This window comes from Bacillus sp. L_1B0_5, from assembly GCF_000836715.1.
GTDB lineage: Bacteria > Bacillota > Bacilli > Bacillales > Bacillaceae_G > Bacillus_A > Bacillus_A thuringiensis_S.
The window spans coordinates 1-13,198 of record NZ_JXIS01000153.1; the positions used below are offsets into that span (position 1 = coordinate 1).

Genomic DNA, 13,198 nt, shown 5'->3' on the forward strand with positions numbered 1-13,198 from the left:
ACGAAGTGAAAGTGGGGGTAGTTCAAAGCTGGGTTTCATTATATAACGAGTATCAACATTTAGAGTTTTGATGTTTGGAAATTATGTGATTTCAAAAAAAGATGTACTGTTTTGAAGGTTTGTTTTTATTTTTGATTAAAGACAAATTAAAGACTGGTAGGGGAAAAAGTTTATAAAAGAGAAAGTCTCCTTGACTTGTTCTAAAAAGATGATTCTAAAAGTTATTTGTGTATAGAATAAGTAAGTCATGAATTCATCACCATTGGTGATAGTAAACAATCGGTTCAATATATTAGCAAGCAACTTGGTGGAATAGCTACAAGAAGGGTGGAATTATAAAATTGTTACAGCTCAGTATAATTCTAAAATATCAGATATAAATAGTGGAGTTTATACCTTATTTACTTTTCGGGTAGGATAAGTACAAAAAATAGGGGGTGTTTCTTTGGACGAAGCTCTTTTGACCGGGATAGTTTTTTCATAACTAGAACAAATAAATTAATAATCGCATATACTGTATTGTCGTTAAATCAAGGCATTATTTTCTCATAAAAAAGGAATCACATATTTTTTAGTGATTCCTTTTTTATACGGTATAAAGTCAATAATTTATTTAAAATATAACCGAAGAAATACAATCTTTGTGAATGGACGATTACATCATTCTAGGTATAGTAGGTTTATAATTTAGACTATAAAATTTAATGTGTCTGTTATTATTTTAGCCAAGAGGACTCCTTACTTAAGGAACTCACAGCAGGTATGAGTGAGTGGGAGTAATTCAAAGCATGCAATATTGTTTAATTTGGCTAACACATAGATTTATCATCTCTGTACTGGTGTAAGAATTATAATGCTTATACCAATCTATTGTATTTTCTAAAGTCTGTTGTAGGGACCATTTTGGCTGCCAATCAAGATTGAATTTTGCTTTGCTAATATCAAGGTTTAGTAAATTTGCTTCATGAAAATTTATTGGACCTATATTTTCTGCTGTCCAATTCCCGCCGCCCCAAATATCTAGTAAACTGGTCACTAATTTTTCTACTGGAACAATATTGCTAAGGGATGGTCCGAAGTTCCATGCTCCTGAATAAAGGATACCATTATTTATAATTTTTTCTGTAAGGAGTAAATACCCGCTTAAGGGTTCTAGTACATGTTGCCAGGGTCTAATAGCAGTAGGGTTTCTAATTATAATCTTTTTGTTTGACTCTAATGCTCGTATACAATCAGGAATAATTCTATCTATTGACCAGTCACCGCCACCAATTACATTACCAGCTCGAACGCTTGCAATTATTTTCTTGTGATGAGAAAAGTTTTCTTCTGGAAAGTAAGAATTTCGATAAGAAGAAATTAAAAGTTCGCAGCATCCTTTGCTTGAGCTATATATGTCATGACCGCCCATAGGGTCAATTTCACGATAACCCCAAGGCCATTCTTTATTTTCATAGCACTTGTCACTTGTCACCATAATTCCTATTTTAGCTGATTCATGTAATCGAATTGCCTCAAGTACATTCATAGTTCCTACAACGTTTACCTCGTATGTTTCTCTAGGATATTCATATGAATACTTAACTAGAGGTTGGGCAGCTAAATGGAATACAATTTCAGGTTTATAATCTGTAAAAACCTTATTTAATTTATTAAAATCTCTAATGTCTCCACGGATATCAATTATATTATTTTGAAGGTTAGTAATGTTAAAGTTATCATTTTTAGTTTTAGGATCCAACGAATATCCAATTACAGTAGCACCTAATTCATTTAACCATAGGGATAACCAAGAACCTTTAAAACCAGTATGTCCAGTAATTAAAATTGTCTTTCCGTAAAAAGCATCGTTAAAGTTTTGGTTTAACAATTAGTCCACCTCCTTTAGTACCCTATTTTTAGGGGGTTAGGTATAAATGTTTATTATTTTTATACCAATTAACTGTTTTTATAATTCCTTCTTCAATATTAATTTTAGGTTCCCAGGAAAGAGAGTTTTTTATTTTTTGGACATCTGCTTCAGGAACCCATCTTTCATTTGTTCTAGAGGAAATTGCACCGTAATTTGGTCTGGAATTAGTTTTCAAATGTTTGAATAATAATTCTACATAATGTTTTAAGGGGTGAATAGTGCCGCTCCCAATATTGAAAATTTCATTTTGTACAGTAGTATTTTCTACTGCTAGGATACAGGCATCTATTATATTTTCTATATAACAATAATCTCTTAATTGATTACATAAAGTTAAATTTACTTCTTTGTTTTGTAATACTTGCAAGATTATATAGCTAAAAATTTTATGTGGCTCCTCGCCTTCTCCGAATATGCCAAAAGGTCTTAATGTTATAAGATTAATGCTGTTTTCGCTAGCAATTTGATGGGCGAGTATAGTAGCAGCAGCTTTGGTACTTCCATAGATATCTACAGGGTTTAGTAACATATTTTCATGAATAGGTTCCATCTTGTTACCGTATTCAGAACTACTCCCAAAATTGATGATTTTTTTACAATTCACAAATTTTGCTGCTTGAATAATGTTACAAGTCCCTAAAATATTTGTTTCTATAGCGTGGATGTAATCTGTATGAGCAGAATTTACACCATAGGCTGCTAGGTGAAAGATATAATCGGGATTAATTTTCTTTATTGCATCTTGAACTTGCTTTTTATCTCGTATATCTATTTCATAGGTTTCAATATATTTTAGAATATCCTTTAGTCTCCAAGAGTTTGATGGTGTTCTTATAAAAAGAACAATTCTTGCTTGTAAATTTAAAAGTCTTCGTGCCAAGTGAGAACCAATAAAACCGTATCCACCAGTAATAAGGAAAGTTTTATTTTTAAATGAAGTAATCATAGTGATAATCTATCCTTTATTAAGATGTATTTTTAAACAAGGAAAGTATCAGTCTTAATTTTGATGAGGGGAGGAGTATTTAAAATAATTTTTTATTGTTGTTGTATCAATTTGGTCAGTAAATAAAGAGGAGGGAAATTTTTGAAAAGTATTATGAAGGGTATGACATGTCTTATTCAATTGTTCAATATAAGGAATGTATATATAATCTAAAACTGCTGGAGGTAATTCTAAAGTTTCTTGTTTCCATAAATCGAACTCATTTGGATTAATAATTTGCATACTTCCAAAATGAAAAGCAATTAATTCATCTTGATCAATAAAAACTTTGTTATCTGTTTTGGATATAGAACTGCTATTTAAAATGACATTCCAAGGTGCTGCATCAATACCTTTATGAGTCATGATTTTTATATTAGAAAAGATGTTAGGGATATGATTTAAATATTTTTGGTCACCCCATCTATTCATTTCAACATCATAATGATTATTGCAATATTCTAGGCATTTATCTTTCCACCATGTTAAAATCTCTTTACTATTTTGATCGTTTTTGAAGCCTATTAAACCAGCTTGATATATACCGTGTATGTTTTCAATTTCAGTAGAGCTTCTTTGAGGGCAAAGGAATACAGAGTATTTCCACCATTCATCAAGAATGATATTAGGTGCTGTAAAGAAATACATATCAGCATCACAATATATAATGTGATCAACTTCCGGATAAAGACTCAGGACATGTAGACATAGGGGGGCTTTTAATGTCCAACAATATTCTTGTAAACTTCTATCATTTTTTATACTGAGGAGTTCATGATTTTCAATATCTTTTACCGGAATTAGTATGGCGTGCTTTAATTTTAATTTCTTTAATATTTGATAAGTTAAATCATCCATACAACAGATCCATACAGTAAATTTGGCGTTGAAATTTTCTAAGGAATAATAAGAGGTCAATCCTTGAATTAATCGTTCTTTACTTATAATCATTGAAAAATTCATAAAATGATTGGATTGATTCATTTTTCTTCTTAATTGTGAATCTTTATATAAGGTTTGAGCTTTATTTATATCTTTTTTACTTAAAAATTGTTTAGTATCTTTATTGAATTTATCTTTTAATTGATTTAAAACAAATTGAATTCTTTCTAAATACGGAGTGTAAATATGGTTTAATATATTATTGGGTATTGAAATTGCCCCCAAAGACCAAAGATCAAAATCATTTTCAGTAAAGATAGTAATACATGCAAAATGGTAAACAACTAATTTGTCGTTTTCAATAAATATATCGTTTTTAGTCTTGTCAATTTTATAATCGTTATTATATATACAGTTCCAAGGTGCAGCATTTATACCTAAGTTATTTGAAATTTTTACTTTTGGAAAATATATAGGAATATAATCTAAATACTTTTGGTCTCCAAATTTCCCCTCCTCAGCCTCGGCACTGCACCAATCTAGACATTTATTTTTCCACCATCTTACACTTTTTAGTCCATAGAGATCATTCTTAAATCCAATTAGACCAGCCTGATATTTTCCATACATTTTTTCTACCCAATCACGATCTCTTTGGGGGGTAAGAAAAATAGAGTATTCACCCCATTCCTCAAAAATAATATTAGGATCAGAGAAAAAGCATAAATCACCATCACAATATAGAATAGATGGTAAATCATAATTGACCAATAAATATTCTATTAAGACAGATTTTAAAGTCCAACAATATTCATTTACTTTTCTTTTTCTCTTAATTGCTTTTAGTTCACTATCTTCTAATTCTTCAACTTGTAAAAGGTTTACATTAATTAAATTCATTTCTTTTAATAGTGAATATGCAAAAGGGTCTATACAACAAATCCACAATGTGAATTTTTCTGAGTACTGCATTAATGATTGCTGTAAAGCAATGATTTTCAAGACATATTCACTACCTACAATGACACAGAAATGATTATTTAGATCATGTTGTTGATTATAGAATTGGGGATTAATTCTTTTTTGAGTATTTTTTTTGGAAAGATTTGAAGCTTTAATTCCTGTTGAAAGCGGGTTAACTATTTTCTCATTAGAGGGGATATACAATCGAGGTAAACTTATTTTTTTATCATTAGAGTTCAACGCTTATTCAGTCCTCTCCACTAAAATTTATTAGGATTCCAACTTTCATCTACAGTTTTTAAATCTTTAGGTGTATCGACACTAGCCCAAAAGTCATTGTGTTCATAGACTGCGAGCTCATTGTCTTTTATTAAATTGCGAAGAGGATCTTCTTCTAGAACACAATCATCACTATTACCTAAATAATCAAATATTTCTTTGTTAAATACAAAAAAACCGCCATTAATTACTTCATCAAGTAATGGTTTTTCTTTAAAATCAATAGCAATTCCATCTTCGACCGCCAACAGACCATATTGACTATTTTTTTTAATTCCAGTTAATGTAGCAATCTTTCCTTTTTCTTTATGGAATGATATGAGTTGATCAATATCTATATTGGCTAATCCGTCACCATAAGTTAATAAAAAGGTTTCATCTTGTACAAAGGATTCAAGTTTTTTTAGTCTTGATCCGGTCATTGTATCAATTCCTGTATCTATAAAGTGTATATTCCAATTTTCTAATTCCTGAAGTAGCGTATATCGACTGGTTTTACAATTTAAACTAAAGTCGTTTTCTTTCCAGCTAAAGTCCATAAAATATTCTTTAATTTTCTCACCTTTATATCCTAAGGGCAAAATGAAATCAGAATGTCCATATTTTCTATACCAATTCATTATATGCAAGAGGAGAGGCTTTCCTTGAACTCGAACTAATGGTTTGGGAATGTCCTCTAAAATTCCTTGCATCCGGAGCCCTTTTCCACCACACAAAATTATGACTTTCATAGATTTATTTCCTTCCTCTCTATATATTTTACTAATTTAAACTATGTAGTTTGTTTGATAAATGTATACACGGTTGTACCATAATGACAATCAACTAAAAAATATATGTTAGATTTATAGTTAAAATGCTGATTAAACGTGAAGAATACGCACTGTAGTTTCTCATCAATTTTATGTAAATTAGATTATTTTAAAATCAATTCTTTAGTTTATTTAATACTAATGAAAGAAATTGCTTGTTCGTAAGATAAAAGAAGGGGAGGGAAATCAAGAGAATTGAAGAAGCTTATAATTAAAAATCTAAGAAGATAAAATTATACTGAAAATAAGATGAAGTATGGATGTAAGTAGTCGTTAACATATTAAATAGGAAGAACATGCTGATTGTAAAAATGATTTTAAAGAAATTAGCAAAAGAATAGCGAAGGAAATTAACTATTTAAAGGAAAAGTAAACAAATATTCCATTTTACAGCCCTTCCCGAACGAGAAAGCCCCTCGCCTTTAGGCATGGGATGAAAGTGAGGTTGGATAAGGAGTGCACTAAAAACCGCAAGGTTTGTGGCACTCTAAGTATCCAAAATGTTGGTATCTTTTATTTTTTCATCTTTCATGTTGCGGTTTTGTTATCCAACTGAAACGATGCGAACATGATGAATAATTATAGAAGAAGCAAAACAACCGTGTCATTAATTAACTATCATTTTGTGTTTTGCCCGCGATACAGAAGAAAGATTTTTCTTAACAAAAAAGTAGAAGAACGTTTCAAGGAGTTGGTTCAAGAAATATGTAGAAAATTGGATATTTCTATTGTTGCAATGGAATGCGACAAAGACCATGTTCACTTGTTCTTAAATACACCACCAACACTTAGTCCTGCTGATACAATGGCAAAAATTAAAGGAGTGACATCAAAACGTTTGAGAGAAGAGTTTCCTCATCTTCAACACTTGCCGAGCCTATGGACGCGTTCTTATTTTGTTTCTACTGCTGGAAATGTATCAAGTGAGACAATAAAACATTATGTTGAAAATCAAAAAACGAGGGGGTGAAACTTGTGCCACAAACCATCACAGTTAAAGTTAAATTGCTTCCAACAAAACAACAAATCATGCTATTGGAACAAAGTAGCCACGAGTATATAAAAGTCATTAATGCCCTTGTATCTGAAATGGTTGAATCAAAGAAAAGCACGAAGAAAAGTACAAAGGATATTGAAGCCAATATCCCAAGTGCGGTGAAAAATCAAGCAATTAAAGATGCGAAAAGTGTGTTTTCTACAAAGGTGAAAAAGAGTAAATACAAAATCGTTCCGATTCTAAAAAGACCTGTTTGTGTATGGAATAACCAAAACTATTCATCTGACTTCACGCACATTTCAATTCCGTTTATGGTAAACGGAAAGTCAACTCGTTTAAAGGTTCGCGCTTTATTAATAGACAAATATAATCGCAATTTTGAATTGTTGAAGCACAAGTTAGGTACACTCCGTATCACGAAGAAATCTGCTAAATGGATTGCTCAAATATCTGTCACGATTCCTACAAACGAAAAAACGGGAACAAAGATTTTAGGAGTAGACTTAGGTCTTAAAGTTCCTGCGGTAGCCATCACAGATGATGATAAAGTTCGTTTCTTCGGGAACGGTAGGCAAAACAAATTTATGAAACGTAAGTTTCGCAGTGTTCGCAAGAAGTTAGGAGAAGCTAAGAAACTGAATGCCCTTCGTCAACTTGATGATAAAGAACAAAGATGGATGCAAGACCAAGATCACAAAGTAAGTCGTGTAATCGTTGATTTTGCAACGGATAATAATATTTCTGTCATTCGATTAGAGCAACTAACAAACATTAGACAGACGGCACGAACAAGCCGTAAAAACGAAAAAAATCTACACACTTGGTCATTCCATCGTTTAGCACAATTCATCGAGTACAAAGCGACATTAGTTGGCATAAAGGTCGAATATGTGAACCCTTCTTATACAAGTCAAACATGTCCGAAATGTTCTGAAAAGAACAAGGCGCAAGACAGGAAATACAAATGCCAATGTGGGTTTGAGAAACATCGTGATATCGTTGGGGCGATGAATATTCGCTACGCAACTGTGGTTGGCGGTAATAGTCAATCAGCCTAAGAACCTATATGGTCTGTCTTAGGAGGGGTGATGGCACACCCTCATCTTGAAGGCTGTTCAAAACAGAAATGGACTGCGAATGCTTAGTCATTCAAGAATCCCATCCGTTACACCGTAAGGTGTAGGACCTGCTGGGAGTGTCAAATGCTATAAATTTAAAAAAGAGCACTGTATAAAGGTGCTCTAGCGATTGAATTAAATTTGTAAAGAACCATTTATTCAATAAAGAAGGACTTATGAATTATTATATGAACGGTTTATTAATTAAGTGTGTATCAATTAAATGGGAATTGTATTTCTCTACACCTATTTTAATTTACCCGCAAAATCATGTTAAAAGTAAGAAGGAAATTATTAAGCTAACGTTATTTTGCTTAAAATATAATCCCAATCGGAATTATCACCTTCCCATCTATCCTGATAACGAGGGAGTTCAATTGAACAAACCTTCGATATTCCCCAATTTTGTACAACAATATTAGATATCCCCTCCTTAAAATTAACAATAAGAATATTAAAATCCTTATTTGTAATTTCGGATAACACGTTTTGTAATTCAACTGCTTCATCTCGATTTCCCCAAATCCTAATGAATAAAATCGATTCACTGCTATTTATTTTTTCAAGGAATCGATTAATTCTAGTTCCTAATTTAGATTTAAAAGAAGGATAGGTTGATTTCCAATCCTTTTCTGAGTTAATAGGAAAGTCATGCATTGAAAAACAATTATAATAAGTGTCCTTTATACAGTAGGTAATTCTTTCTGCCCATTTAGTTTGATTATCAAATTCTGATTCAATAAGACCGTAACTTTCTGAACCTTCTATGACCATATTTTCTAACTTCATAAATTTTTCAAATCGATTTTGAAGTAACCTGTTTACATCTGAAAGTGATGGATAATAAAACCAATCTAAAGGTCCAGAAAATGTTCTTAAATGGTGCCTTTTGATTTGGTTGGTGACTTGACACAACCCTCCTAAACTTACAATTAAGCCATAGGATTTTTGTATATCTTCTAGATTCATCCTTATCATCCTTTTTAAAAATAATTTAAATTATGTGTTCAGTATATGATGCAATAACATATTGATGTGGACCTATATATCAAAGTACATTGAGCTAAGACCATCGTATAAACTTAAAAAATTAAAATTCCTAAGTTAAGAGCTTCTATCTTTGACGTTATATCATGGAGTTGCTATTGGAATGAAAGCTGGTAGGGATATCGCACCAGAGTTATATACTATCCAGTAACTTAAATTAAAAACCAGTCCTGGATTACTGTAGTAAAATTGTTGTCTTTTTAAAAGAATCCTTAGATAAAAAAGAAAACTCTATTGGTTAGCATTTGACTAGTAGAGTTTTCTTAGAAGTAGTATCTTTTAGATAATAATTATTAATGAGAAAACTTCTAATGAGAAATGCTTTTAAATATAAGAAGGGTACTATTCTAAGTATTTTTCGACAAAGTGAGAGGGATATGAAGAAATAGGGGGGCCTATTTTAAAGTAGGATAAATTACTTTTTGAAATTGGTATACAGTTCTTTAATAAATAAAGTTTTTGCAATATGTCTTTATCTATAGGATGAAGCATGGAATCTGTCATTATGAAATAATTGTGATGATAGATAAATACTTTGCCTTCCGGAAGGATGGTGTAATTAGATAAATTTGGATATATAGGTGGTCCATCTAAAAATGGATCTAAACTACGTTGTGAAACTTTAATAATATCTTGAATTGAAAATTTAAATTTGCGAAATGCTATAGTGTTAATAAATGGACGTTTTTGATTATTTTCTATATAAAATAATTCTCCTTTTTCATTTTGCACAACCCGTAGATTTGGTATTGATGTTGTAAGGCTTATGGGTGGTCCTTCTGTATATTTGTAGATAAATGGATCGGGAATTAAGACAATTTCATTTTGATTATATTTGAAGTAGGAAAGCATTTCTTTTGAAATGAGCCTACGTTTAAAATTATCAATTAAAAATACTTCACCCTGTGAATTACTGAACAAAATACCATTTAAATCTTTTGAAGGGAGGTTAGCGTACAAGTTTTGGAAAGAGAATGGTGTTTTAAAAGTAATATCAAGCACTTTGTTAATGGGATAAAAAGGTTGGAATGTATTTAGGCGTTTCCAAAACATCGCATCTCCAACAAACCAATATAAAGGGTTTGTATCCCAATATTCACGGTACTTTTCATAGACTTTTACTAATATTCTTTTAGTATGCATAACTGAACAGTGATCTACAACATTAGCAGCTGTATATAAAATTTTCGAAGCTTCTCTCACAAATTCATTTGTAGGTTGTAAGTTATAATCAACATGTTTTACGTATTGGGAAGAGTACACTACATCAATTTCAGGATGTTTCTCTAAGAAAGATAACATTTCAGCTAATCTGTTTGGAAGGTATATAGTATCATCCGTTAGATAGCAAATATAATCCCCACATGTTAATGGAAGTGCCTCATTGATAAGTGTTGCATATCTTGTAGTTTTATATCGTTCACCATCTTGTATAAAACTATTCTTATAAGTCATTCGAGGATCCTCTAGATAATTTTTTATGACATTTATAGTTTCTGGACAGGAATTATCATCCATAATAAAAAGTTCCCATTCTTTATAAGTTTGCTTTAGAACACTTTCAATAACTTGATTAATTAATGACGGCTTATTATAACTAGTAAGGATAATTGATATTTTGGGTTGCAAATACTTCACCTCTATTGAGAATATTGAATGTGTTTTTTCTAGTGAAATATAATAATTAAAGCTTTATCAACACTTTCTTTTAAATAGTTTATTACTTTTTCATAGATATGGTATGGACTATAGTGGAGAAAAAAGGATATAGGTGAATATAAATAACGCTATTAATTTTTTATAGGTAAAGAAATCTTTTTTAAAATTATCGGAACGGTTTGTCCTTTCTATTTATATAATAACGTAACTGTTTTTGTATTTATTGATAAGGAGGAGAGGGATATTTGCCTAAAATTTCAGTTATAATGACAAGTTACAATAAGCCTGCGTTTGTTGAAAAATCGATATTAAGTGTATTAAACCAAACTTTTCAAGATTTTGAGCTTTTTATAATGGATGATAATTCAGATGAAATAACCCAGAAGGTTATTCAACCATTTATAAATAAGGAAAATGTACATTTTTATAAAAGTAATGTAGCTCATATTTCTGAAAGGACAAAAAAAGTCAGATATGCGGCTTTAATTAATGAAGCACTTAAGCATGCTAAAGGGGAATATATAACTTATATTACAGATGATAATCAATATGAAGAAGAACGCTTGAAAAAGATGTCTAGTTATCTTGATGAGAATGAAGATGTTCAAATTATTTACTCTGCATCAAAAACGATTCATATAGATGAATCAGATATGCCTATTAAAACTGTTGAAAGACCTGCCAAAAAAATTACAAATAATGCTCCATGTACCATTGATCATTGTTCTATTATGCATAGAGCATCTGTTTTACCAATTCTTGAAAAAAGGTGGAATTCTTACTGGGATGAAGATCCTCAGTTTTACCGGATAGGAGATGCACGTTTCTTTTGGAGATTAAATCACTATTGGGATTTTTATCCCTTAGATGAAATTTTAGATATTAATTATATTACTCCTCATTCAATACATGCACAGTTATTTGCAGAAGAAAAAAATGAATTTGTGCAATTATTACCACCACAAAGAACATGCAAAGAATTAAGAGAAGATCTAAGAAAAAAAAGAGGGTGAAAAATTGAGTGACATTTATTTGAAAAATTACTGGCTATTAAATCTAGAGTATATAAATATTTTTTCAGGGTTAAAGCATTATAACATTCCTTTGCCATTACTGAGTAATTTTTATCAATATTTAGATGAAGATATAAAAAATAAAATGAAAGATGATAATTTTTACAAGCAATTGTCAATTGAGCCAATAGCGGAAACACAGTTACAGTTGGATTTTGAAAAAATAATTTCTGCATTTCAATCAAAAATAAAAAGAAAAAATAAAAATGGAACAATCCTGCTAAATTCAGATTATCTCCGTTTTTCAGTAAGTAATTTTACCCACTTTCATCCAAATCAAACTAAGATATTAACAAGATCAAAAAAAACAGAACTTTATGGTCTTCCTACAGTTTGTGCACCAGATTATATAAATAAATCCTCTAATAACGCAAATGTTTATATAGAAAAAGCTAAAGAAATCTTTTTAAGGTTTAATAAACACCCACTACTATCAAACACGTTTTTTCAAAAAAAATTACTCAGCGACCTTCCTATCATGATTGAGAAACTTAATATGGCTCATTTTATTTTTAAAGAACAAGATATATCTGGTGTGATTGTTGGTACTACGGAAGATATAACAAGTAGAGCTCTTACTTTTCTTTCAAGTAGTGAGGGTATACCAAGTTATTGCTTGCAGCATGGCGCAATAATGGGAGAGGAAGCATACTTTCCGGTTTTCGCAACAAAACAGGTCGTATATGGGAAATATGAAGAAGGTTGGTACCTTCAAAAAGGGGTCACTGAATCTCAAATTGAAATATTAGGGCACCCCAGATATGATGAGATCTTTGATAGAGTATATATGGATGAAAAGAATTTTTTTAATAAATTAAAAATAGACACCTCTACAAAAGTGGTTTTTATTGCAACCCAGCCATTTAAAACTTCATTTTATACCGAACTGACAGAAAAGCTAGTAAAAGACAAAAATATTACGGTTATTATAAAGCCTCATCCTTGGGAAAAAGGGCGCAACCTAGTAGGAGAATATATTAAGTTAAGTAACACATATCCAAATGTTAAATATATAACAAATGAAGTGAACATGTATGATGTTATTTTACATGCGAATCTTGTGGTTATCTCAAATTCAACAGTAGGATTAGAGGCAATGTTATTAGACAAACCTGTAGTTGTTTATAAATCTTTATTAGAGGAAAGGGATTATAAATATTACGATACGCTAGATTGGCTTGTAAACCATTCTATGGAGGATGTGACTAGTACGATTAAAAAGGTTCTACATGATCCTTTACAATCTAATTTAGCAAAAGAATTAAGAAAAAAATTTATTAATGAAAACTATCCGCAAGAAGCATGTACAAAAAGATTAATAAATTTAATTCAAGGTGAAAAAGATTAAACTCCTCACCATTTTTGAACTACTCACCACTTAACGTCCTAACGGACTGTTTGAAGTGGGAGATTCCTGCAAACACCGATGTATTCACCAGTTATATTAGCAGGCTCTACCCGCAGTCCCTAC

Annotated in this window: 10 protein-coding genes; 4 read left to right on the forward strand and 6 right to left on the reverse strand. The window is 31.0% G+C overall.

Going from position 1 to position 13,198, the window contains the following annotated elements:
• Positions 1-781: 781 nt before the first annotated feature.
• Genes rfbG through RT27_RS30555 form a run of 4 tightly spaced genes read right to left on the reverse strand, consistent with a single transcriptional unit; the run spans position 782 to position 5,752 of the window.
• Positions 782-1,870: a CDP-glucose 4,6-dehydratase gene (rfbG, locus tag RT27_RS30540; protein ID WP_043938911.1), complete on the reverse strand. Its 1,089-nt coding sequence runs from the start codon at positions 1,868-1,870 to the stop codon at positions 782-784.
• Positions 1,871-1,898: 28 nt separating this feature from the next.
• A complete protein-coding gene (locus tag RT27_RS30545) occupies positions 1,899-2,858 on the reverse strand; it encodes an SDR family NAD(P)-dependent oxidoreductase (protein WP_043938912.1) in 960 nt (319 codons plus the stop codon).
• A 54-nt stretch (positions 2,859-2,912) separates the two neighbouring features.
• Entirely contained in the window at positions 2,913-4,982 is a 2,070-nt protein-coding gene (locus RT27_RS30550) for a hypothetical protein (RefSeq protein WP_043938914.1), read from the reverse strand.
• 20 nt (positions 4,983-5,002) lie between these two features.
• The gene (locus tag RT27_RS30555) at positions 5,003-5,752 is read right to left on the reverse strand and encodes a sugar phosphate nucleotidyltransferase (protein WP_043938915.1); all 750 of its coding nucleotides are present in this window, start codon (positions 5,750-5,752) and stop codon (positions 5,003-5,005) included.
• Between the two features lie 649 nt (positions 5,753-6,401).
• Between RT27_RS30555 and tnpA the strand changes: the two genes are divergently transcribed.
• Positions 6,402-6,803 carry an IS200/IS605 family transposase gene (tnpA, locus tag RT27_RS30560; protein ID WP_043938917.1) on the forward strand — a complete coding sequence of 134 codons (402 nt, stop codon included), beginning with the start codon at positions 6,402-6,404 and terminating at the stop codon, positions 6,801-6,803.
• 5 nt (positions 6,804-6,808) lie between these two features.
• A complete protein-coding gene (locus RT27_RS30565; protein WP_043938918.1) occupies positions 6,809-7,888 on the forward strand; it encodes an RNA-guided endonuclease TnpB family protein in 1,080 nt (359 codons plus the stop codon).
• A gap of 354 nt (positions 7,889-8,242) precedes the next feature.
• Here RT27_RS30565 and RT27_RS30570 read toward each other — a convergent pair whose 3' ends face one another.
• Positions 8,243-8,917, reverse strand: coding sequence for a papain-like cysteine peptidase (locus RT27_RS30570; protein ID WP_043938920.1), 675 nt, complete (start codon positions 8,915-8,917; stop codon positions 8,243-8,245).
• Positions 8,918-9,337: 420 nt separating this feature from the next.
• The gene (locus RT27_RS30575) at positions 9,338-10,624 is read right to left on the reverse strand and encodes a glycosyltransferase family 2 protein (protein ID WP_043938922.1); all 1,287 of its coding nucleotides are present in this window, start codon (positions 10,622-10,624) and stop codon (positions 9,338-9,340) included.
• 275 nt (positions 10,625-10,899) lie between these two features.
• Between RT27_RS30575 and RT27_RS30580 the strand changes: the two genes are divergently transcribed.
• Complete coding sequence (locus tag RT27_RS30580; RefSeq protein ID WP_043938923.1) at positions 10,900-11,667, forward strand: glycosyltransferase family 2 protein; 768 nt, start codon at positions 10,900-10,902, stop codon at positions 11,665-11,667.
• 4 nt (positions 11,668-11,671) lie between these two features.
• Positions 11,672-13,075, forward strand: coding sequence for a CDP-glycerol glycerophosphotransferase family protein (locus RT27_RS30585; protein WP_043938924.1), 1,404 nt, complete (start codon positions 11,672-11,674; stop codon positions 13,073-13,075).
• Positions 13,076-13,198 lie beyond the last annotated feature (123 nt).